The organism is Luteimonas terrae (assembly GCF_031457535.1).
In the GTDB taxonomy this organism is placed as follows: Bacteria; Pseudomonadota; Gammaproteobacteria; order Xanthomonadales; family Xanthomonadaceae; genus Luteimonas; species Luteimonas terrae_A.
Genome location: NZ_JAVDWO010000002.1, coordinates 290,442 through 311,195 on the forward strand (window position 1 = coordinate 290,442; position 20,754 = coordinate 311,195).

General features: G+C 68.6%; 19 protein-coding genes and 1 pseudogene. 6 read left to right on the forward strand and 14 right to left on the reverse strand.

The features are described from left to right. Positions 1 to 3: 3 nt before the first annotated feature. The 6 genes from J2W68_RS03655 to J2W68_RS03680 all read right to left on the reverse strand — a co-directional run bounded on the left by J2W68_RS03655 (position 4) and on the right by J2W68_RS03680 (position 7,417). On the reverse strand, positions 4 to 1,134 hold the full coding sequence (locus tag J2W68_RS03655; protein ID WP_310232885.1) for a YaiO family outer membrane beta-barrel protein: 1,131 nt from the start codon (positions 1,132 to 1,134) through the stop codon (positions 4 to 6). Further along, complete coding sequence (locus tag J2W68_RS03660) at positions 1,131 to 1,517, reverse strand: response regulator transcription factor (protein ID WP_310232887.1); 387 nt, start codon at positions 1,515 to 1,517, stop codon at positions 1,131 to 1,133. Before J2W68_RS03660 ends, J2W68_RS03655 begins: the two co-directional genes overlap by 4 nt. Continuing rightward, positions 1,514 to 4,345: a response regulator gene (locus J2W68_RS03665; protein ID WP_310232889.1), complete on the reverse strand. Its 2,832-nt coding sequence runs from the start codon at positions 4,343 to 4,345 to the stop codon at positions 1,514 to 1,516. Before J2W68_RS03665 ends, J2W68_RS03660 begins: the two co-directional genes overlap by 4 nt. A gap of 297 nt (positions 4,346 to 4,642) precedes the next feature. Beyond that, positions 4,643 to 5,650: an aldo/keto reductase gene (locus J2W68_RS03670; protein ID WP_310232891.1), complete on the reverse strand. Its 1,008-nt coding sequence runs from the start codon at positions 5,648 to 5,650 to the stop codon at positions 4,643 to 4,645. Between the two features lie 218 nt (positions 5,651 to 5,868). Then, on the reverse strand, positions 5,869 to 6,738 hold the full coding sequence (locus tag J2W68_RS03675) for a type II toxin-antitoxin system RelE/ParE family toxin (RefSeq protein ID WP_310232892.1): 870 nt from the start codon (positions 6,736 to 6,738) through the stop codon (positions 5,869 to 5,871). A gap of 238 nt (positions 6,739 to 6,976) precedes the next feature. Then, entirely contained in the window at positions 6,977 to 7,417 is a 441-nt protein-coding gene (locus J2W68_RS03680) for a DUF3597 domain-containing protein (RefSeq protein WP_310232894.1), read from the reverse strand. Positions 7,418 to 7,596: 179 nt separating this feature from the next. Here J2W68_RS03680 and J2W68_RS03685 point away from each other — a divergent pair, with 179 nt between their 5' ends. Further along, entirely contained in the window at positions 7,597 to 7,899 is a 303-nt protein-coding gene (locus J2W68_RS03685) for a hypothetical protein (RefSeq protein ID WP_310232896.1), read from the forward strand. Between the two features lie 227 nt (positions 7,900 to 8,126). Continuing rightward, a complete protein-coding gene (locus tag J2W68_RS03690) occupies positions 8,127 to 8,519 on the forward strand; it encodes a barstar family protein (protein WP_310232897.1) in 393 nt (130 codons plus the stop codon). Between the two features lie 144 nt (positions 8,520 to 8,663). Here J2W68_RS03690 and J2W68_RS03695 read toward each other — a convergent pair whose 3' ends face one another. Both J2W68_RS03695 and J2W68_RS03700 read right to left on the reverse strand, forming a co-directional pair. Then, positions 8,664 to 9,170: a nuclear transport factor 2 family protein gene (locus tag J2W68_RS03695; protein ID WP_310232899.1), complete on the reverse strand. Its 507-nt coding sequence runs from the start codon at positions 9,168 to 9,170 to the stop codon at positions 8,664 to 8,666. After that, positions 9,170 to 9,907, reverse strand: a complete 738-nt coding sequence (locus J2W68_RS03700; RefSeq protein ID WP_310232902.1) for an SDR family oxidoreductase — start codon at positions 9,905 to 9,907, stop codon at positions 9,170 to 9,172. The genes J2W68_RS03695 and J2W68_RS03700 overlap by 1 nt, the downstream gene beginning before the upstream one ends. Positions 9,908 to 10,016: 109 nt before the next feature. Here J2W68_RS03700 and J2W68_RS03705 point away from each other — a divergent pair, with 109 nt between their 5' ends. Further along, positions 10,017 to 10,913: a LysR family transcriptional regulator gene (locus J2W68_RS03705; protein ID WP_310232904.1), complete on the forward strand. Its 897-nt coding sequence runs from the start codon at positions 10,017 to 10,019 to the stop codon at positions 10,911 to 10,913. A 683-nt stretch (positions 10,914 to 11,596) separates the two neighbouring features. On the opposite strand, the gene J2W68_RS03710 is transcribed toward J2W68_RS03705, so the two are convergent. Together J2W68_RS03710 and J2W68_RS03715 are read right to left on the reverse strand one after the other, a co-directional pair. Continuing rightward, the gene (locus J2W68_RS03710) at positions 11,597 to 12,070 is read right to left on the reverse strand and encodes a hypothetical protein (RefSeq protein WP_310232906.1); all 474 of its coding nucleotides are present in this window, start codon (positions 12,068 to 12,070) and stop codon (positions 11,597 to 11,599) included. Positions 12,071 to 12,188: 118 nt separating this feature from the next. After that, positions 12,189 to 13,406, reverse strand: coding sequence for a glycosyltransferase (locus tag J2W68_RS03715; RefSeq protein ID WP_310232908.1), 1,218 nt, complete (start codon positions 13,404 to 13,406; stop codon positions 12,189 to 12,191). Here J2W68_RS03715 and J2W68_RS03720 point away from each other — a divergent pair. After that, on the forward strand, positions 13,384 to 14,367 hold the full coding sequence (locus tag J2W68_RS03720) for a DUF3800 domain-containing protein (protein WP_310232910.1): 984 nt from the start codon (positions 13,384 to 13,386) through the stop codon (positions 14,365 to 14,367). The genes J2W68_RS03715 and J2W68_RS03720 overlap by 23 nt on opposite strands. A gap of 132 nt (positions 14,368 to 14,499) precedes the next feature. On the opposite strand, the gene dbpA is transcribed toward J2W68_RS03720, so the two are convergent. After that, on the reverse strand, positions 14,500 to 15,882 hold the full coding sequence (gene dbpA, locus J2W68_RS03725; protein ID WP_310232912.1) for an ATP-dependent RNA helicase DbpA: 1,383 nt from the start codon (positions 15,880 to 15,882) through the stop codon (positions 14,500 to 14,502). A 399-nt stretch (positions 15,883 to 16,281) separates the two neighbouring features. Here dbpA and J2W68_RS03730 point away from each other — a divergent pair, with 399 nt between their 5' ends. Next, entirely contained in the window at positions 16,282 to 16,638 is a 357-nt protein-coding gene (locus J2W68_RS03730; RefSeq protein WP_310232914.1) for an endonuclease domain-containing protein, read from the forward strand. Between the two features lie 69 nt (positions 16,639 to 16,707). On the opposite strand, the pseudogene J2W68_RS03735 reads toward J2W68_RS03730, so the two are convergent. From J2W68_RS03735 to J2W68_RS03745, 3 genes and pseudogenes are all read right to left on the reverse strand, one after another. After that, positions 16,708 to 17,494, reverse strand: a pseudogene (locus J2W68_RS03735) (aminoglycoside adenylyltransferase family protein). A gap of 3 nt (positions 17,495 to 17,497) precedes the next feature. Beyond that, a complete protein-coding gene (locus tag J2W68_RS03740) occupies positions 17,498 to 18,679 on the reverse strand; it encodes a glutathionylspermidine synthase family protein (RefSeq protein WP_310232917.1) in 1,182 nt (393 codons plus the stop codon). Position 18,680: 1 nt separating this feature from the next. Then, positions 18,681 to 19,214, reverse strand: coding sequence for a DUF1190 domain-containing protein (locus J2W68_RS03745; RefSeq protein ID WP_310148796.1), 534 nt, complete (start codon positions 19,212 to 19,214; stop codon positions 18,681 to 18,683). Positions 19,215 to 19,350: 136 nt separating this feature from the next. Here J2W68_RS03745 and J2W68_RS03750 point away from each other — a divergent pair, with 136 nt between their 5' ends. Beyond that, entirely contained in the window at positions 19,351 to 20,748 is a 1,398-nt protein-coding gene (locus J2W68_RS03750) for a serine hydrolase domain-containing protein (RefSeq protein WP_310232918.1), read from the forward strand. Positions 20,749 to 20,754 lie beyond the last annotated feature (6 nt).

Consider the following 20,754-nt stretch of genomic DNA (forward strand, 5'->3'; position numbering starts at 1 on the left):
GGCCTAGAACGCCCGCCGCAGGCCCAGCTGCACCCAGCGCCGGTCGTAGAACGCGCCCTGACGCACGTAACCGACGCCCCAGTGCAGGGCCCAGTCGTCGGCGAACCCGTGACGCCCCTGCACCGCCAGCGCGCGCACGGCGGTGGCCACGACATCCGTGCCCTGCAGGGCGTCCTCGCTGCCCGAGGTCAGACGCAGGCCGATGGCATCCCGGTCACCGTAGTAGCGGTCGAGCGCGACGTCGTGCCCGCTGACGCGATTGCCGGCCACGTCGGTGCGATTGAAGGTGTAGCCGAGCCGCCAGTCGCCCCAGTACTGCTCCACGGCCACCGCGAGCCGGTCGACCGTGACTTCGGGATAGCGCGTGCGGCGCAGGCTGGACGCGAGCACGGTGCCGCTGTCGAAGGCGTGCTGCAGCCGCACGTCGCCGAACCAGCGCGGCTGGAAATCCGATCCGGGCCAGCCGCCGCCATCGAGCTGCAGCGCCCAGCGCGGCGCCAGCGGCAGCGCGATACCCGCTTCGACACCGGTATCGGCCAGACCGAAACGGCGTTCGCGCGCGGCGGCTGCATACCAGGCGCGTCCGTCGCCGTCGCGCCCGTTGACCTCGATCCGGTCACCGCGCCACGCGGCGAGATCCTGCGTGAGCCGGTCGTAGCGGAACGTGTAGCCCACCTCGCGACTGCCGGGTGCTGTGCCGCGTGCCTGCGGCAGGGCGCCGGCGTCGGGCGGCTGCGGCGCCGCCTGCTGGCGCAGCCCGTCCAGGCCCGGATGCGCCGGGGCGAGACCTTCCAGGCGCGCCACGCTGGCCTGGCTGCCCGCGCGCTCGCCCGACCACAGTTGGGCCTGGGCCAGACCGAACAGGTAGTCGGCATTGCCCGGTTCGCGTGCGAGCAGGTCCTGATACAGCGGTACGGCCTCGGCCGCGCGTTGCTGCCAGGCCAGCACCCGGGCCAGCTGGAAGCGGGCCTCGTCATCGCCGGGTGCCTGGGCCAGGCGCGCGCGCAGCAGCACCTCGGCGCCGGCGTAGTCCCCCGCGTCGATACGCGGCTGCACCGCGGCGAGGTCCTGCGCGGGTGCCTGGGCGGACAGCAACACCAGCAGCATAGGCAGCGCGATGCGACACGCGATCATGCGGCTCTCCGCAGCAGACGCCGCATCCGCGCCACCACCTCGTCGGGCTGGAAGGGCTTGGTCACGTAGTCGTCGGCGCCCAGATCGAGCGCGCGCACGATGTCGACCTCGCGTGCCTTGGCCGTAAGCATCAGCACCGGCACTGTGCGCCACGCCGGCACAGCGCGCAGGCGCTCCACGATCTCGATGCCGTCGTGGTACGGCAGCATGATGTCGAGCACCACGCCGTGCGGCGGATCCTGCTCCAACCGCGCCAGCGCCTCGCGGCCGTCGGCTGCGTGGTCGACGACGAAACCCTCGCGCTCGAACATGAAACGCAGGATGTAGGCGATGTCCTCCTCGTCCTCGACCACCAGGACCCGGGGCGCGGCGTGCTCGTTCATGGCAATGGATCTCCCTGTGATGCAGTGCGCGGTGGCCAGTTGCGCAGGTAATCGCCGATCACGCCGGCCAGCGTGGCGCCGCTGTGGCGCGACTTGACCAGTCGGCGGAGCACGATGCCGCTGTCGGCATCGGGCGTGGTGGTGTCGGCATCGAGCGCCGAAAAAATGATGACCAGCGTCGGCGGGCTGGCGGCGGCCAGTTCGGCCAGCAGTTCGCTGCCGTCGCCGTCGGGCAGCATCAGGTCGAGGATGACCAGATCATGGTGGCGCTGGGCAAGCGCGTTGCGTGCTTCGACCAGGCTCCCGGCCGCATGCAGCGTCAAACGCTCCTGCGCCAGCAGCGTGGCCACGAGCGCGCGCAGGTCGGCGTCGTCTTCCACATGCAGGACGTGGATCGGCATATCGGCGCCGCCCAGGCAGGCGCGTACCGCATCGAGGATGCGCGTGGGCTCGAGCGGCTTGGACAGCCAGTCGACCAGGCCCACCGCCCCGCCGACCACGGCATCGCGCTCGGCGGAAGGTGGCTCGACACCGAGCGCCAGCACCGGCAGATGCCGGTAGGCCGCCTGGCTGCGCAATGCGTACACGAAGGCGAGACCGTCCTCGTCCGGCAGCGCCAGATTGATGGTCAGCGCGTGCACGGGCATGGCAGCGAGCACCTGCCGGGCCTGCGCGGCGGAGTCGGCCACCACCGCGGCATAGCCACGCTGGTCGAGCATGGCGGCCAGCTGCGTTGCCGCGGCCGTGTCGCCGTCGAGCACCAGCACGCGCTGGCGGTCCTCCGGACCGGTTGGCGGCAGTGCACGGCGTGTCGCGAGCGGCAGGTGCACGAAGAACCGTGTGCCGTGATCGGTCTGGGTATCGAAGCCGATCTCGCCGCCCAGTTGCTCGACCAGCGAGCGGGTGATCGCCAGGCCCAGGCCCGTACCGCCGCGGGTGCGCACGTCGGAAGAGTCCGCCTGCGCGAAACGCTCGAAGACGCGCGCCCGGAAGGCCTCCGGAATCCCCGCGCCCCGGTCGGCGACGACGACTTCCATGACCCGCTCGCGCTTGGCGACCTCGACGACGACCTCCTCGCCCGGCGGCGAATGCTTGATCGCGTTCGACAGCAGGTTGGCCATGACCTGGGCGAAGCGGTCGGTGTCGATCTCCACGTCGCCGTCCTCGCCCGGTTGCAGACGGACACGGACCTGGAACTCGCCGGCATAGCCCGCGATGTGCTCGATCGACTGCGCGACCAGCGGACGCAGGGCGACGCTCTGCAGGTGCATGGCGATGCGGCCGCTTTCGAGCTTCTCGATGTCGAGGATGTCGTTGATGAGCCGGACCAGGCGCTCGCTGTTCTTGTAGGCGATGTCGAGTAGTGGACGCAGGGTTTCGGGGACTGCGCCGGCCATGCCACCGACCACCATCGACAGGCCGCCGCGGATCGCGGTGAGCGGCGTGCGCAGCTCGTGGCTGACGGTGGAGATGAACTCGGATTTCATGCGCTCGACCTGACGGCGGGTGGAGATGTCCACCGCCACCGCCAGCACCAGCCGCTGTCCATCGGAGAGGATCATCGGACGCTTGAGCAACTGGAACCAGCGCTCGCGTCCACTGGCATCGTTGACCGCCAGCTGCGCGCGACGCAGTTCGGGAAATTCCGGCAGTTCACGGAGCAGGGCGGTATCGCCGTCGAGCAATGGCGCCAGCAGGTCGCCGCCCACGATGTCCTGTACGCGCTGACCCTCGACCTGGCCCGGACGCATGCCGAGCAGGTCAGCGAACGCCTCGTTGCACAACAGCACCCGCCCGGCCGCATCGCGCACGAAGATCAGGTTCTCGTCGGCATCGACCACGCTGCGCAGGAATGCCTGCTGGTCGCGCAGGCGCCGACGCGCGCGGGCGGCTTCGGTCACGTTGCGGACAATGGCAAGACTCTCGCCCCCTTCGGCGCGTGCAATGCGCACCTCGTGATCGTGCCCATGGCCATCCTTCCAGTCGAGGACGATCAAGTTGCGATCGGGATGCCGCGTCATGTGTTCAGCCAACACTGCACACAGCGCCGGCGGCGCCGCGGCGCGACTGCCTTCCGATTGCGAGAGCACGTCGACCCGGCCATCGGCGTGCAGCTCATACAGCTCATCGGGCACCGCCCGCAGCAGCGCGTTCTGCCTGGCTTCGCCCGCGCGCGCAATCTGCGCCAGCTGGGCCTGCCTGCGCAGGTTGCGGTTCATCGCCACGAGGAACCAGATCATCAGCAACCCGATGATCATGCTGCCGCCGACGGCCTGCAGCCGACCCTGCTCCAGCACTTTTTCAGCGAGCGCGCTATCGGCCGCCAGCCGAAGCCGCTCCTCGGCGTCCAGTTCGCCGAGCTGCGCGCGCAGCGCGTCCATAGCCTCCTTCGCGCCCGAGCCGGCCATCGCGGCAGCCGCCTGTTCGAGGCCCAGCTGATCGCGGCGCTCCATGTTGGCCGCCGCGATCTCCACGCGGCGGGCGACACTGGCGTCGAGTTCGGCCAGCCACTCCGCGCGATCGGGCCCGGCGAGCATATGCCCGAGCAATGCGCGCAGGTGGCTCAAGCGCTCTCGACCGTCTCGGTAGGGCTCGAGGTATTCCGGGTCCGCGGTCAGCATGTAACCACGTGACCCGGTTTCCACGTCCTGCAGCGCGGAGAGCATGCCCTGTACGACGTTGATCAGTTCGAGGCTGTCGGCGACCGCATTGTTGGCGTCCAGCAGCACGTCCTGCGCGCGTTTGCCCTGCCAGGCCAGCAGGCTCAGCAGCACGAGAGCAGCGGCGAAGCCCAGGTTGTGCAGGGTCGTGCCGGACAGAAGGCGCAAGGCGGAATTCCGAGGCGATCGAAGGGTCATGCTAACGGCGCCCGCACAACACGACCGTGAGCGCAGCCACATCCGCCGCTGCGCGCGCAGCACCCTGTGGTGTGGGACACGCGGCGCATGGGCATGCGACGCGGGCCATCCGACGCGATGGATGCGCACATCACTGCATGAAAACTGCCGCCGTGCCGACGGCCGAATCCGCTGCCTTGAAGACGCAAGTGGCGCCCCTCTGCCGGGTGCGTCGATCTTCAGCGACCACGCCAGCGCACAGGCGCCGGCGCGACCGTCGCGCGTCAATCAGCCGGGCAGTGGCGCATCCCGGTGCACGAGCTTCGCCTCGCGCAGCTCGTGCCAGAACGCAGCCGGCACGGTTTCCTCCAGCGCGGCGCGATCCTCGGCGATGCGGCCAGGACGGCTGGCGCCAGGAATCACCGCGGCGACGGCCGGGTTGGCCAGCGAGAACTGCAGGCCGGCGGCCTTCATGCTGACCCCGTGGCGGTCGGCGATGGCGCTGATGCGCGCGACCTTGTCGAGGATCGCCTGCGGCGCTGGCGCGTATTCGAAGTTCGGCCCGCCGACCAGCGCGCCGGAACTGTAGGGCCCGCCGACGACGATGCCCACGCCCTGCTCGGCCGCCTGCGGCATCAGCCGCTGCAGCGCGCGGTCGTGGTCGAGCAACGTGTAGCGGCCGGCGAGCAAGCAGCCGTTCGGCTTCGGCTCGTCGAGGTCGAGCAGCAGCTCGATGGCTTCGACGCGGTTCACGCCCAGGCCCCAGCCCTTGATCGTGCCTTCGTCGCGCAGACGGTCCAGCGCGCGGAACGCACCGGTGCGCGCGCTCTCGAACTTTTCCAGCCAGTCGTCGCCGTAGAAATCCTGGGCCACGTCGTGCACCCAGGCGATATCGATGCGGTCGGTGCGCAGGCGCTTGAGGCTGTCGTCGATAGAGCGCAGCGTGGCGTCGTAGCTGTAGTCGTTGACCACGCGGTTGTCGCGGCCGTGTGCGAACAGGCCGCCCTTCTCGCCCTGGTCGCGGGCGCTGACGTCCTCTTTCTCGTCGAGGATCAGCCGGCCGACCTTGGTGCTGATGACGTAGTCGCCACGCGGGCGCCCGGCCAGCGCCTCGCCAAGGCGCAGTTCGGCCAGGCCGGCGCCGTAGAGCGGCGCGGTGTCGAAGTAGCGGATGCCGTCGTCCCACGCGGCGTCGACCGTGGCGCGAGCTTCGGCATCGGGAATGTCGCGGAACATGTTGCCAAGCGGCGCGGTGCCGAAGCCGAGCGTGCCGGGCAGGATGTCGGTGAGTGCCATGGGTCTCCTTGGGGGAAGCGTCGCGGCAAGGCCGCATGGACGCGCCATCGTGCCGCCGGCGACCTTCACGGAACGTCGTGACGGCGTGTGGGGATCCATGACGGCGGCCTCGGCGGCGCTCGCGCGGGCCTGTCCGCGCCTCTGCACAGTCCGCGCGACCGGTCGTTCAACAGTCGGATGTGGCGGCGGCGACGATGCCGATCAGGGGCGGCGTCGGGTCAGCGGTACGGCCCCGGCCCGCGCCAGACCACTTCGCCGCGGCGGTACACGCGGTGGAAGCCGATGACCTCGCGCGCGTCGCGGATGTTGGCCATCTCCGGATCTTCCGGGGCGAGCATGCGGCAATCGCTGGACTCGCGGCGTATCGCGGTTTCGAGCGGGCACACCATGTAATCGCGGGTGCCCGGCAGCGGGATGAAGAGCTCGGTGACGCCCTCGTCGCGCCACTCGCGCAGGCGGGTCTCGCTGGTGGTGTCGTAGATCACCTGGTAGCCGCCGACTTCGAGGCTGGGCTGGTCGGACGTGGAATCGTTGCCGCGACCCTGGCCGATGCGCGCGGTGCGTTCGCGGCCGGCGTTCACCGGTGCGGTGGCCTCGGGCAGCATGCCGGGCGGTTGGCCCCAGGTGCGCGAGCGACGCTGTGCATCGGGCGGGCTGGCCGCGGCCTGCGACTGCACCGGTTGCGGCGGTGTCGCTGGCGCCGGGGGCGCGGGACGCGGCGGACGGACTTCGGTGAGGGCTTCGACCGGCGCGACCTCGTCGGGCGGCACCGGTTCGGCGGCTTCCTCGACGCGTGTGGTCACCACACGCGACGTCACGGGCGCGGCCTGGGTGGGCGGCGTCTGCGGCGGCGGACTCGGAATTGGCGCGGTCACCGGCTGCGGCGGGGTGATGCCGATGTACTCGACCGCCATCGGGCTGCCGGCCGAAGACCCCTGCGGTGTCTTGAATACGATGGGTTGGGAGGTCAGCAGCAGATACGCGAACAGCACATGCAGCACCGCACTGACGAGCGCGGCGAACCAGGGCTGCAGGCGTTCATTCCGGGATGGGGCACGTCCCTCCGGACGGCGGAACGCCTTGCTCATGCCGCCTGCAATGCGTCGGAGGTGCGGGCCTTCATGCGGAATCTGGAGGTGCGGCGTGGGGACCGGCATCGTAACGCGCGCGGGCAGGCAAACGCGGGGCATGCGCACCGCGATCCAGCCGGCATGCAGCTGCGGCGCAGGATGACAGGCCGGGCATTCCGCTCACTCGACCGCGCAACGCAACGGGCCAGCGCTTTCGAGGCGCCGGCCCGGTGTCATGCGTGCCGCTTCGACGGCCTCAGTTCTTCAGGTCGTCCGGCACCTTGCCGCCGTTCTCGGCCAGCTTGTGCATCACTGCCTTGTGCAGGGCGAGGTTCTGCTCGGCGCTGCCGTGCGCGCCGGCGTTGACGGCGAGTTCCGCGGCGAGTTCCTTGCGCGCCTCGAGGCTGGAGTCGAGATCGAGCAGCTTCAGCAGATCGACGATCGACCGGCGCCAGTCGCTCGCACCGCCCTTCTCCGCCGCCATGGCAGTGAGCACGGCGTCGACGTCGACCGGTTCGGCAGGCGTCGTCGACGCTGCAGGGGCCGGGTTGTGCGAAGGCGGCGACACCTTGGGGTCGTGCTCGCTGCCGGTGAAGATCACCGCCGCCGGCTTGGCCGGTGCGGCCGGCGTGGCTGCCGGTGCAGGTGCGTCTTTGCGACCGAAGATGCGGTCGGCGATCTTTGAGAACAGGCCCATGCGGGTGACTCCGGTGCGGTGAAGGGAGCGCGAGTGTGGGCGCGCGCTCGCAAAGGCCGCATGAAAGAAGCGTGCGGTTGTGATGACGCTTCTCGAACGCTGCGCGCATGACGCGCTAGGCTAATGCGGCGCGGCCGCTGAACGCCGGACGCGAACTGACTTTTTGAAAGGATGAGCCGATGGCCCTGGTTCGATGCAAGGAATGTCAACGTGAGATCAGCGACCGCGCGATCGCGTGCCCGCAATGTGGCGACCCGAAGCGGGTGGCGTCATCGTCCCGGGGCATCAAGGTTCTGCTGGGCGTCCTGGTTTTCATTCTGGTGCTGATGTTTGCCGCCGGCATCCTCTTCGCGTGGCTCGCGCCGAAGGCGGCGTACCCGATCGAAATCGAACTGCCGCAGCGGAGCGATTCCTCGACTTCGCTCCACATCGAATGCTTCCCGCATGCCGTGTGTGCGTCGACGCTGGTCGTTTCCAGCTAGGGATGGTTTGAGTAACTGCCGTCATCCCCGCGAAGGCGGGGATCCAGTGACTTCAAGCCTTTGAAAACCAAAGACGCTGGATTCCCGCCTTCGCGGGAATGACGGCCAAAAGCGGAATTGTTCAGACCTTCCCTAGCTCCGCCCCGACCGACCATTCCACAGCACACCGCCACGCACTCGCCGCGATGATGGCGTCGCACAACCCCCACGTTGCCCTGCACGTATCCATGTCCCAGAGCTTGAGTCTCGACGGCAGCCGCATCCACGACCTCGCTTCGTTCTACGACGAGGTCAACCGGGTGTTCATGGCCGACGCCGACTGGTCGCTGGGCCACAGTCTCGATGCGCTCGACGACATGCTCTACGGCGGCTACGGCGCGCTCGATGGCAACGCACCGGTGACCCTGGTCTGGACGGACTTCGAGCGCAATCGCCACGCGCTCGGCGTCGACGCCACCCGCGCGTGGCTGCAGGACAAGCTCGACACGCCGGGCCGCTACGACAAGGCGCGCATGCGGCGTGACATCGACGCGCTCGAGGCCGGCAGCGGGCCGACTTTTTTCGATCTCGTGCTGGAGATCCTCGCCGCGCATCCGAACATTACGCTCGACGCGCGCTGAGGCCCCGTCCCGGCTGCGCGCGCGCGGCAACGTGGTGGGTCACGGTCCATATCGCGGCCATGCAGTCGATGGCGGTACGCGTGGCAGCTGCGACTTCGCCCGTGTTTCGGTCATCGATCAGTCCCGGACAAAGCCTTGGGCGGTTCAGGCGCCATCGAGCAGCTGCGCGAGCGCCCAGGTGTCGAGGAAGGCGGTCGCGCGCACGATGCGGCCGTCAGCGAGTTCGAGATGCCAGGCGTAGTGGTTGCGGTATGCGTCGCCGTTGCGCGCGGTGGCGGTGCCCTGCCACAGCACGACCACATGGGCGCCGTCGGCGACGATGCGCGTCACGTGCGGGACGATCGGCGTTGCGAGCTGCGCGGTGATCGGCATGACCGCCTCGTCGAGGAACGCCTGCTTCGAGCGGTACGTGCCCGACACCGGACTGTCGCCGGCGACGGTCCACACGACATCGTCGGCGAGTAGGTCGAACACGCTGCCCTGGCCGACGCGCCAGGCTTCGAACGCGGCGCGGATCTGCGCCGCGTTGTCGTGGGCCGTGGTGCGCGCCGGCGTATCGGCGGCGTGCGCGGACATCACCGGCACCGCGAGTCCCATCGCAATCGCGAGGCCGGCGAGCCTGCAGCACTGCGGCAAGGTGCGGGCGGCCATCAGTAGGGGCTCGCGACGGGACGCACGATCAGCTCGCTGACATCGACATCGGCGGGCTGGCTCATCGCGAATGCAATGGCGAGTGCGATGGCCTCGGGTGCGATCGTGATCCGGCGGAAATCACGCATGCCTTCGGCGGCGCCGGCGTGGGTAATGGTGTCGGCGAGTTCGGAGGTCGTGGTGCCGGGGCTGACCACGGTCACGCGCAGCGTGGTGGTCTCCTGCCGCAGGCCTTCCGAGATCGCCCACACCGCGTACTTGGTGGCGCAATAGACGGCCGACGTGGGGAAGACCTGGTGCGCGCCGATCGACGCGACGTTGATGACGTGGCCGAAGCCCTGCGCCTCCATTGCCGGCAGCACCGCGGCAATGCCGTGCAGCACGCCGCGGATGTTGACGTCGATCATCCGGTCCCACTCGTCGCGCTTGCGCGCCGACAGCGGCGAGAGCGGCATGACGCCGGCGTTGTTGACGATGGCGTCGATACGGCCGTGCGCGGCCAGCGCGTGGTCGGCGAAGGCCTGCACCTCGTCTGCCGAGACGACATCCAGCGCGCGCGCTTCGGCGCGGCCGCCGGTCCCGGTGATCTCCGCGACCAGTGCATCGAGGCGATCGACACGGCGCGCGCCGAGCACGACGGTGGCGCCGCGGGCGGCGAGTTCGCGCGCGGTCGCGGCGCCGATGCCGCTGCTGGCGCCGGTGATCAGCACGATGCGGTTGGCGAGGTCCTGCTGCATGGGAAAACTCCTGCGATGGGCGTCTTGGCCCGGTGCAGACACGGTAGAAGCCGCCCGGTGTCGCGGGAATTACCTCTGTGCTGGATGCTGTGGTTAGATTGACTAACCAATGGACATCGACCTCAACCTGTTGCGGGTGTTCGTCGCGGTCGCCGAAGGCGACAACTTCCGCGCGGCCGCCGATCGCCTCGGCGTGACCCGCTCGGCCGTCAGCCAGGCCATGCGCAAACTGGAAGACCGGCTGGGCGTCGCCCTCGTGACACGCTCCACCCGCAGCGTGCGGCTGACCGAGGCCGGGCACCGGCTGCATCAACAACTCGCGCAGCCACTGGCGCAGATTGGTGCCGCGCTCGAGGACGCGCTCGATGACGGGCCACCGCGTGGCCTGCTGCGCGTCGCGGTGACCTCGATCGCCGAACGCTTCCTCGCCGGTCCACTGGTCGCGCGCTTCGCGCAGGCCTATCCACAGGTGACGCTCGACGTGACCGTGACCGACGCCGAATCGGACATCGTCGCCGAAGGTTTCGATGCCGGCGTGCGGCTGGGCGAGGTGATCGAGCAGGACATGATCGCGGTGCCGCTGACCGGGCCGGTGCGCCAAGTGGTGGTGGCGACGCCCGGCTATCTCGCAGCGCATGGCACGCCGATGCATCCGCGCGAGCTGGTCGCGCACCGCTGCATCGGCTGGCGGCCCGCGCCGGGTGTGGCGCCCTATCGCTGGGAGTTCGTGCAGGACGGGCAGGATTTCGATGTCGCCGTGCAGCCGCAGGTCACGACCAACGACATGCTGCTGATGGTGCGCACCGCACTAGCCGGCGGCGGCCTGACGTTCGGCATCGAGGAAACGTTCACGCCTTGGATCGCGCGCGGCGAACTGGTGACGGTGCTCGAAGCCTTCCTGCCGCCGTTCCCCGGTTTCTTCCTCTACTACCCCGACCGCCGCAACCTGCCGCCGAAACTGCGCGCATTGATCGAGCACGTGCGCGGGTTTCGCGAGGCGGGTTGAAGCGGTGGTGCGGTGACGCAGCGCGATGCCCACATCTCTCCCTCCGGGAGAGATCGACGCGCAAAGCGCGTCGAGTGAGGGCCGGCTACTTCAGCGCCAAGCCCCGCAAGCCCCCCGCTTCACTTTCCTCGCGACCTTGAAGCGCGCGCGACCTCCATCTCTCACTCTGTAGAAATCGACGCGCGACGCACGTCGCGTAAGGGCTGGGGTACTCGGCGCCAAGCCCCGCATCCCCGTCGCTCACTTTCCTCGCGACCTTGAAGCGCGCGCGACCTGCATCTCTCTCTCCGGGAGAGATCGACGCGCCCGGCGCGTCGAGTGAGGCAAGGTCTTCAGCGCGAACTGATTTCCGTGCGACATCTACTGCAGCCGCTGGGCACGCTACGGGATCCGAAGCGCGTGACGCCCCATAAGACGTCGAGATCGGGTCGCGCGATCCGCGTCTTCGACAGAGCCCGGCACCCGCCGGGCGAAATGCTCCGGCGGAGGGAAGCGAGCTGTTGAATGCCTTACTTGGGTGCAACCCTCACCCGACGCGCTTCGCGCGTCGACCCCGGATCAGGTCCGGGGCAGGCTCTCTCCCAGAGGGAGAGGCACCCGTTGCTGGCCGGTTGAGCGGCTCGAGATAATCAGGCCGAAGACTGGTCAAACCAAAGGCAGAAAGGCCTGCAAGCGCTACGCGATTACGACCAGATGCCAACCAGCTGGTTGATCGTGGACAGCGCCAGTCCCTGCGTCGGCGAGGTCGGCGCCTCCGATACGCAGGCGCCCAGTCCTTGCGACTCCTGCATGCCGTCGAGCGCACTGCGCGCGGACGCCGCGGCTTCGGTCGCCGCCTGCGCATAGCTCGCAGCGAAACCCGCCATCGCTTCGGTCGCCGGCGTCGGATTATTCGCCGCGATGTCGGCCAATGCCGCAGCCGATTCGACCGCTTCGGCAGCCGCCGCTTCCGCGCGGGTGGCCGAGGCTTCGGCCGTGCAGGTGTCACCGGCAGCAGCGGCGGCCTTGCCGGTCTCGGCGGCGGACACGGCTGCGTTCGACGCGTTGGCGGTGGCGTCCAGGCCGTGCTCGGCAGCGGCCTCAGCCGCAGCGCCGCGCGCGTCGTTGGCGCCGTTCGAAGAGTCGGCGCCCGAGACGCCCGATGCGTTGTCGCTCATATGCTGCGATCTGGATGCAGTGGGGATTTCATTGTCTCCAACGCATCCGGCGTCGGCACCTCGGGTCGACCCGAGGTGCGCCCGGGTCGTTCAGCGATCGTGGGCCGCGAGGCCGGTGTCACATCCCACGTGCCCCGCGTGCGACGAAGCGCTCGATCCACGCGACGGCAACCGCACATCCATCCTCGGCCTGCATGACCGCACCGAGCGCAGCGGCCCGCGCGCGCGTCTCCGGATGCTCGGCAAACACGATCGCGGCGCGCAGGCCGGATGCCGAAGGCCGCCGGCCCGAGAGCACGCGATCAGCGATGCCCAACGCACGCAAACGGCCCGCCCAGAACGGCTGGTCGCCGGCGAACGGCAGGATCACCGACGGAATGCCGGCGCGGCACGCGGAGTGCGTGGTGCCCGAGCCGCCGTGATGGATCGCCAGCGCGCAGCGCGGCAGCAGCCAGTCGTGCGGCACGCTGCCGATGACGTGGATGTTCTCCGGCAGGCCGGTGGTTTCGATGCCGCTCCAGCCCGGATTGAACAGCACACGTCGATCTCCGATCGCTTCCAGCAATGCATCGCGCACCCGCGGCGCATCGAAGCCGCTCATGCTGCCGAAACCGGCATAGATCGGCGGCGGACCGGCCTCGATCCACTCGACGAGCGTGGCCGGTGGCGTCCAGTCCTCCGAAGGTGTCACCCATTGGCCGCAGGCGATGGCGTCCTCCGGCCAGTCGGCAACATCGGGCAGCAGCGCCGGCGACACGCCGTAGAGCACCGGATGCGTCGTCCACGGCGCGGTGCGCGGCGGCAGACCGATCGCGACGCGTCCGCGGTTCGTCGTCGCGCGGAAGGTGCGCCAGACCATATGGTTCACGAACGCATGCCAGCTGCGGTTGAGCGCGCGCGGCAGGCGCAGCGGCGACAGCGGCGAGGTGAACGCCGCGGTCGGACTGATCGGAATCATCATCGCGCCGATCGCAGGCTTGCCCAGCGCTTCGGCGACAGACAGACCGACGAAGGCGGTGAGGCCGGACACGATCACCGCATCGCAGTCCGCGCCGAGTGCCATGGCCTGCTGCATCCATTCGGGCGTGCGCGCGTTGACGATGCGGATCAGCGCGCGCTCGATCTGCCGCATCGCACGCATGCGCGACAGCGTGCCGCGGATATCGCCGGCCAATGCAGTGGCCGGCACGCCGAGTGCGCGTGCACTGTCGAGCGTGTCGGCATCGCCGAGCAGATGCACGGTGTGCCCGGCGCGCATCAACGCACAGCCGAGCGCGGCGAGCGGTCGCGCGTCGCCCTCGGTGCCATAGGTGATGATCAGCAGGCGCATGCGCATTGTTCGATGCTTCCTGTCACATACATCCCGGATTACGCTGGATCGAGACCTTCAAGCCTGCATCGTCGCCAAGGAGCTGCGTGTGACCGGAACCAATGACGATCTACTCAAGGAGGGGCAACTTTCGCTTCAGCTTGCCGATCGCATAGAAACGGAGGCTCCCACGCCTCGTTTGTCCGCACAGGCACAGCAGTTCGGGAGTTACATCGTGTACGTCGATGAGAGTGGCGACCACGGACTCGCTTCAGTGGACGCCCAGTATCCTGTCTTCGTGCTGTCGTTCTGCGTATTCCACAAAGGACACTACACAGAGAAGGTCGTTACCTCGATCGAGCGGTTCAAGTTTCGCCATTTCGGACACGACTCGATTGTTCTGCACGAACACGAAATCAGGAAAGAAACTGGCGCATTCAAGTTCAACGACCGCGCACACAAGCATGCATTTCTCGACGAGCTCACCGGCATCATCGAGGAAAGCCATTTCATTCTGATCAGTTGCGTCATCGACAAGCGAAAGTTGCGGGGGCGTCAACAGGCTGACAGCAATCCCTATCATCTCGCGCTCGGGTTTTGTCTGGAGACACTCCACGAACTGATGACCGAAAAAGGGCAACAGGATTTTCCGACACATGTTGTCGTGGAATGCAGGGGATCAAAAGAAGATCGCGATCTCGAGCTCGAGTTTCGCCGTATCTGCGATGGCGAGAATCGATGGAACCGCCGCCTGCCTTTCCGGATCGTCATGGCGGACAAGAAAACCAATTCATCAGGCCTGCAACTCGCGGACCTTGTGGCGAGGCCGATCGGTCTCTCAATCCTACGTCCGGGCCAGGAAAATCGCGCCTTTGGCGTGCTCAGACACAAATTCTTTTGCCGTGGCGGACGAAAGCGTACAGGTAGCGACTATGAGGGCTGGGGACTCAAGATTTATCCGGACCCAGAAAGCGAAAGGCCCCGGTGAACTCACCGAGGCCCAGCGCCGACCGGGAACCCCCAGTCCACTTGACTGGGAGTCTAGAAGTCCACCAGTCATTCTTGCAAGTACCAATCAGGTATTTCGCGATTTCTCATGAGCCCATGAGAAATGCGCATGTCAAAGCGGCTGCACGCGGAAGCGGCGGCCCTTGATCTTGCCGTCGCGCAGGTGGTTGACCGCCTGCTGCACCTTGCCGCGTGTGATGGCGACATAGCTGCGCGTGGCGAAGACATCGATCTTGCCGATCGCGTCCTTGTGCAGGCCGGCTTCGCCGGTCAACGCGCCGACGATATCGCCGGGGCGCAGCTTGTCGGTGCGTCCGGCATCGATGCGCAGCGTGACCATCGGCGCGGCCGGCACGTCGCTGCCCTTGCCGCTGAGCGGCAGCAGCTTGTCCCAGCGCAGCGGCGCGCCGAACTGCGCTTCGACCAGTGCGGTGCGTGGCATCTCGCGCGGCGTGACCAGGCTCAGCGCGAGGCCCGAGCGGCCTGCACGACCGGTGCGGCCGATGCGGTGCACATAGGTGTCGGCGTCGTGCGGCAGTTCGTAGTTCACCACCGCGCCGATGTCCTCGACATCGAGCCCGCGCGCGGCGACGTCGCTGGCCACCAGCACGTTGCAGCTGCGGTTGGCGAAACGCACCAGCACTTCGTCGCGGTCGCGCTGTTCCATGTCGCCGTGCAGCGCGAGCGCGTCGAAACCGTAATGCGCGAGCGAACCGGCGACTTCGTTGACGTCGGCGCGGGTGTTGCAGAACACCACCGCCGATTCCGGGCGATGACGCAACAGCAGCGCGGCCAGCTGCGGCGCGCGGCGCGACGGTTCCACTTCATGGAAGATCTGTTCGATCTTCGGCGCGGCTGCATTGCCTTCGACGCCGATCTGCACCGGTTCGCGCAGCATCGCAGTGCCGAGATCGCGGATGCCGTCGGGAAACGTCGCCGAGAACAACAGGCCCTGCCGCGTCGGCGGCACGCGCTTGACGATGTCGCGGATCGACTCCTCGAAGCCCATGTCGAGCATACGGTCGGCTTCGTCGAGCACCAGCGTGCGCACATGGCGCAGATGCAGCGCCTTCTTCTTCGCCAGTTCCTGGATGCGGCCCGGCGTGCCGACGACGACATGCGGCGGATGCGTCAGCGAAGCCAGCTGCGGGCCGAGCGGAATGCCGCCGCACAGCAGTGACAGCTTCAGGTTCGGAATGCCGAGCGCGAGCTTGCGCAGCTGCTTGCCGACCTGGTCGGCGAGTTCGCGAGTCGGGCACAGCACCAACGCCTGGGTCTCGATGAGGCCGGTGTCGATCTTCTGCAGCAGACCGAGCCCGAACGCCGCGGTCTTGCCGCTGCCGGTCGGCGCCTGGGCGATGACATCGCGGCCTTCGAGGATCAGCGGCAGGGATTCCGCCTGGATCGGGGTCATCGACGTGTAGCCGAGGGCATCGACGCCCTGCAACAGGGCGGGCGAGAGCGCGAGCGCGGAGAACGGGAGAGACGTGGTCATGCGTACATGATCGCAGGAGTGGGGTTGGTGTAACGGATGCGGTCTCGTTGATGTGGATCCCGGGCTCCGGTGGTGGGTCGGGTGTGAACCGTCATCGCGCGCTCGGTCAAGATTTCCAGGGGCTGACGGGCCGCCCCCACCCAACCCTCCCCCGCTGGCGGGGGAGGGCTTGAGCAACGCGCCGTCCTGGCATGTCAGCCGGATCCGACCGCCTCTCGGAGCGCAACGAACTCGCCGGGCGAGGCGTGCCGCTTTCAAGCCCTCCCCCGCCCGCGGGGGAGGGTTGGGTGGGGGCAAACCTCACGCTCGCGTGGTGACTGGGCTTCTGGCGACGCGCTGCGTCTAGCGCGCTGCGTCTAGAACGCAGCCTGTCCAACACATCAGCTCAGGATTTTCCAGATGCGCGACGGCCGACGCACTCTGCTCGCAAAGCGCCTGCGCCGTGCGATGACACCTGCAGAGCAAGCCCTCTGGCGGCATCTACGGGACCGGCAGCGCTGCAATCTCAAGTTCCGAAGGCAGCATCCAATCGGTCCGTTTGTTGTCGACTTCGCGTGCCTGCAACCCGCGCTGGTCATCGAAGTAGATGGCGGACAGCACAACGAATCCCGTTCGGACATCGCGCGCGACGTCTATCTACACCGTTGCGGATTTCACGTCCTGCGCTTCTGGAACAACGACGTGCTGTCGAATCCTGATGGCGTCTGTCGTGTAGTGGATGCGTGGATCGAAGCACGGGGCGTGCGCATGGATTGAGTCGTACATGATCGCAGGATCGGTGCCCGCATTCTGCGATGACGGGCTTGCGCAGGCCCCGGTGGCGCGTCAGTCAGCCGGCATCGCCGCGCACATCGCATCGACGCAGGCTTCGACGCGGCAGTGCCAGCCGGACCAATCGTCGGCGCAACGCCCTAGGTACGCGTCGCGTGCACGCATCAGCGGTACGCGCTCTGCGTCCTGCAGCCGCGCCAGCACACGGTCGGCGGCGACATCCTTGCCGACGATCTCTCCGGTCTCCAGCGACCCACATACGCGCGAGCGTCAGCAGGGCGTGCAGTTCCTCACCAACGAGGTTGCGCGCGACCTCGGGGCGCATGGCGAGGATCGCGCCGCGGATGTCGGCCTGTGGCACTTCGGGCAGCAGCACGTCCGGCGCATCGCCGTGCAGCGGAATGCCCTGCGCGCGCGCCTGCGCCAGCAGCAGTGCGAGATCCGGATCCTCGACGGCCGATGCCACGAAGCCGGCTTCGATATCCGCACGCAGCCACTCGCCGAACTGCAGTTCTCGCCGCGCCGGATATCGCCATGGCCTGATATCGGCCTCGACAACGCAGGTTACCTCCAGTGCGCGGTGGTCCGGATCGCCCGGCGGCGCCGACAGGTCCAGCAGCGCGCGCATCAGCGCATGGCGCGTCGTTTCATCCAGTGGCCCGCGCAGGACTGCGAGCAGGTCGAGGTCGCTGCGGGGCCGCAGACCACCGGCGACATGCGAGCCGTACAGCACGACGCCACGCAGCGCATCCCCGAGCAGACCGAGCAGGGCGCGCGTCGCGCTCCGCGCCTGCACTGGCACGACGCGATCCATGGCCGGGGCAGCAGTCGCGCGGGTCATGTGTCAGAGATAGATCACGCTGCGCGCAGCGTCCTCGACAATCGCATGCGGCACGAAGCGCGCGCTGTCGCGGGTGATCGGTGAATCGTCCTCGCGGATGCCGATGCCGCACGCGGTGTCGCCGACGATCCAGCTGCCGACCATCGGGTAATGCCCGTCGAACGCCGGCAGAGGATGCGCCGCCTGGCGGATGCTCGGGCCGGCGTAGGGGCCGTCGCTGTGCAGGCGCTGGCCGTCGGCGAGATGCAGTTCGATGTTCGCGCCCTCGCGCGAATGCAGCGGTTTGCGCACCCAGCCCATCGGCAGGTCGCCGCCGGTGTCGAATTCGGCCGCGAGCAGGTTCGGATGCCCGCGATGGCGCTCCCACAGCAGCGGCAGCAGCCCCTTGTTGCTCAGCACGGCCTTCCACGGCGGCTCGATCAGGCGCAGGCCGGACTTGGGCAGTGCGCGGCCGAAGTCGTCGTTGAACAGGTCTTCGAGCGGATACAGCTTGAACAGCGATCCGATGACCACGTCGTCGAGATCGGTGTAGCGACCGTCCTCGGACAGGCCGATGTCTTCCAGCGCGATCGCATCGCCGTACAACCCTGCCTGCGCCGCGCAGTCGCGCAGGTAGGCGATCGTGCCCTGGTCTTCTTCCGATTCGCGCACGGCCGCGAACAGCAGCGGCGGTGGCAGGCTCGATGTGAGCTCGGCGAAGCGGTCGACCAGTGCTTCGTGGATCGAGTTGAACTGGTCGGCATCCCGCGGCAGGCGGCCGCTGGCGCGCTGGTCTTCGAGCCACTGCCACTGGAAGAACGCGGCCTCGAACAACGACGTCGGCGTGTCGTAGTTGAGTTCGTACAGCTTGGCCGGCCCATTCCCGTCGTAGGCGAAATCCAGGCGGCCGTAGAGATGCGGTTCGCGGCGGCGCCAGCTCTCGGCGATCCAGTCGCGGAAGTCCTCGGGAATCGCGAGGCGCTGCATCAGTGTGTCGCTCTCGACGATCTCGTCGACCAGGCCCATCGCCATCTGGTGCACTTCGACGCTCGGGTCTTCGAGGTCGTGCTCGATCTGCGCCATCGAGAACGCGTAGTACGCGCGCTCGTCCCAGTAGCGGGCGCCGTCGATGGTGTGGAACCGGAAGCCGCACTCGGCGGCCTGCGCCTGCCAGTCGCCGCGCTCGACGATCGCGACGCGGCGCACCTCAGCCGCCGGTGCTGCGGCCGTTGGCCGAGCGGCCGAAGCCGCCGCGGTTCGCGGTCACCGCCCGGTCCGGCGTGGCCGACACCGGCGCCATGCCGGCGCGGCCCGCACCCGGCGCGCCGTTCGGGCGCAGCCAGCCTTGGCGGTTGTCGCGGAACGCGGGCGAGGCCTGCGGCGCCCGCTGCGCCACGCCCGCGCGGTTGTTGTTCAACATCGACGACAGGAAGAAACCGGCCATCAGCGGACCGATGAAGGAATGCCCGGTCGAGGTCTTCTGCTCGACGCATTCCTCGGCCGGGAATTCCGCTTCGCAGGCTTCGCGGCTGCTGTACTGCGGCGCGGTGTCGGCGGCCTGCAGCTTGGCCTGCTCGAACGCGATGCGGCAGGTCGCGGTGTCACCGACCGCCTGCGCGCAGCTTTCGACCGAGGTGTAGAGGCCGTCCTGCACTTCGACCGGCGCAGTGCGCTGGCAGGCACTGAACAGCAACGGCGCGGTGCCCATCAACAGCAGGGCTGTCGTCTTCGAACGCTTGATGCGCCGCGAGCCTGTGGTGTCCGTCATGTCCTGCTCCGTGTCGTGCGTGGGTCCGGCCGGACATGATGCCCGTCACCGGTCGCGCGGCAAAGCGCGACGCCTACACTGGCGTTCAGTCCCGCCGCCTGGAATGCCGATGCGTCTCGCCCTGCTGCTGCCGCTGCTGCTGCTCACCACGTCCGCCGCCGCGCAGACGGCGGCCGAGCGCGAACGCGCGACCCATGCACGCGCGATCGCCGCCGGCTACAAGGCACTGACGCTGTGCAGCGTGCAGTTCAATGCCGGCCGCACGCCCGCGCAGGCGCTCGAACTCGTCGGCATCTATCCCGATTACCAGGTCGATGTGCTGGCGCTGGACGCGGTGGTCGATTCCGAGGCGCGCACGGTCTCGGTCGCGTTCGACGACGCGCTGCCGCCGCGCATCGCCGCGTGGCGCCCGAATCTCGGTTGCGCGCAGCTGCCGATCGGCGCAGGCGTCGAAGCAATCGCAGCCTTGCCGCGCTTCGACAGTGCGACCCCGGATCTCGATCACCAGCCCTGGCCCCTGGGCGAACGCGACGCGAGCGCCACACCCCGCGGCGATGCGGCCGCGCTCGAAGCAGCTATCGCTGCCGCCTTCGACACGCCGAACTATGGCGAAGGCCATGCGACCACCGGCGTGCTGGTGCTGCAGGACGGGCGCATCGTCGCCGAGCGCTACCGCGACGGCTTCGGGCCGCACACCTCGCAGCGCACCTGGTCGGTCGCCAAGAGCCTGGCCGGCGCGCTGATCGGTGTGGCCCAGGCGGCCGGCGAGCTCGATCCGTCGCAGCCGGCGCCGGTGCCCGAATGGCAGGCACCGGGCGATCCGCGCGCCGCGATCACCGTCGACCAGCTGCTGCGCATGTCGAGCGGCCTGCACAGCGACACTGCCGGCAACCGCACCGATGCGCTGTATTTCGGCGGCGTCACCGTGGCCGAGTCCGCGACCGGCTGGCCGCTGGCGCACCCGCCTGGCACGCAGTTCCGCTACGCCAACAACGACAGCGTGCTGGCCGTGCATGGGCTGCGCGCGGCGACCAATGGCGAGGCCCGCGCCCTGTCGCGGCCATTCACCGATCTGTTCTGGCCGCTGGGCATGACCCGCACCGTGGCCGAAACCGACTGGCGCGGCGGTTTCGTGCTGTCGAGCCAGGTCTGGTCGACGGCGCGCGATCTCGCCCGCTTCGGCCTGCTGCTGCAGCACGACGGCGTCTTCGACGGCCGGCGCCTGCTGCCCGAAGGTTGGGTGCGCGCGGCGACGACGCCATCCGGCCCACAGCCGGAAGGCGATCTGGGCTATGGCGCGACCTTGTGGCTGATGCAGCGCGCGGCGGGCGTGCCTGCCGACACGTTCGCCGCGATGGGCAACCGCGGGCAGTACGTGATCGTGGTGCCCTCGCGTGGCGTGGTGCTTGTGCGCCGGGGCGAGGACCCCACCGGCCGGCGCTTCGACCCGGCTCTGTTCACGGCTGCAGTGCTCGCGAGCCTCGAAGAAGACGCATCTCCGCGATGAATCGCA

What these genes read in the sequence shown, in the direction of transcription:
- J2W68_RS03720 (WP_310232910.1), top strand. Translation starts at nt 13,384, where the DNA reads ATGATCAGCAGGCGCATGCGCATTGTTCGATGCTTCCTGTCACATACA.
- J2W68_RS03705 (WP_310232904.1), top strand. Translation starts at nt 10,017, where the DNA reads ATGGACATCGACCTCAACCTGTTGCGGGTGTTCGTCGCGGTCGCCGAA.
- J2W68_RS03700 (WP_310232902.1), bottom strand. Translation starts at nt 9,907, where the DNA reads ATGCAGCAGGACCTCGCCAACCGCATCGTGCTGATCACCGGCGCCAGC.
- J2W68_RS03715 (WP_310232908.1), bottom strand. Translation starts at nt 13,406, where the DNA reads ATGCGCATGCGCCTGCTGATCATCACCTATGGCACCGAGGGCGACGCG.
- J2W68_RS03710 (WP_310232906.1), bottom strand. Translation starts at nt 12,070, where the DNA reads ATGAGCGACAACGCATCGGGCGTCTCGGGCGCCGACTCTTCGAACGGC.
- J2W68_RS03655 (WP_310232885.1), bottom strand. Translation starts at nt 1,134, where the DNA reads ATGATCGCGTGTCGCATCGCGCTGCCTATGCTGCTGGTGTTGCTGTCC.
- dbpA (WP_310232912.1), bottom strand. Translation starts at nt 15,882, where the DNA reads ATGACCACGTCTCTCCCGTTCTCCGCGCTCGCGCTCTCGCCCGCCCTG.
- J2W68_RS03670 (WP_310232891.1), bottom strand. Translation starts at nt 5,650, where the DNA reads ATGGCACTCACCGACATCCTGCCCGGCACGCTCGGCTTCGGCACCGCG.
- J2W68_RS03685 (WP_310232896.1), top strand. Translation starts at nt 7,597, where the DNA reads ATGGCCCTGGTTCGATGCAAGGAATGTCAACGTGAGATCAGCGACCGC.
- J2W68_RS03680 (WP_310232894.1), bottom strand. Translation starts at nt 7,417, where the DNA reads ATGGGCCTGTTCTCAAAGATCGCCGACCGCATCTTCGGTCGCAAAGAC.
- J2W68_RS03690 (WP_310232897.1), top strand. Translation starts at nt 8,127, where the DNA reads ATGTCCCAGAGCTTGAGTCTCGACGGCAGCCGCATCCACGACCTCGCT.
- J2W68_RS03660 (WP_310232887.1), bottom strand. Translation starts at nt 1,517, where the DNA reads ATGAACGAGCACGCCGCGCCCCGGGTCCTGGTGGTCGAGGACGAGGAG.
- J2W68_RS03695 (WP_310232899.1), bottom strand. Translation starts at nt 9,170, where the DNA reads ATGGCCGCCCGCACCTTGCCGCAGTGCTGCAGGCTCGCCGGCCTCGCG.
- J2W68_RS03750 (WP_310232918.1), top strand. Translation starts at nt 19,351, where the DNA reads ATGCGTCTCGCCCTGCTGCTGCCGCTGCTGCTGCTCACCACGTCCGCC.
- J2W68_RS03675 (WP_310232892.1), bottom strand. Translation starts at nt 6,738, where the DNA reads ATGAGCAAGGCGTTCCGCCGTCCGGAGGGACGTGCCCCATCCCGGAAT.
- J2W68_RS03730 (WP_310232914.1), top strand. Translation starts at nt 16,282, where the DNA reads ATGCGCGACGGCCGACGCACTCTGCTCGCAAAGCGCCTGCGCCGTGCG.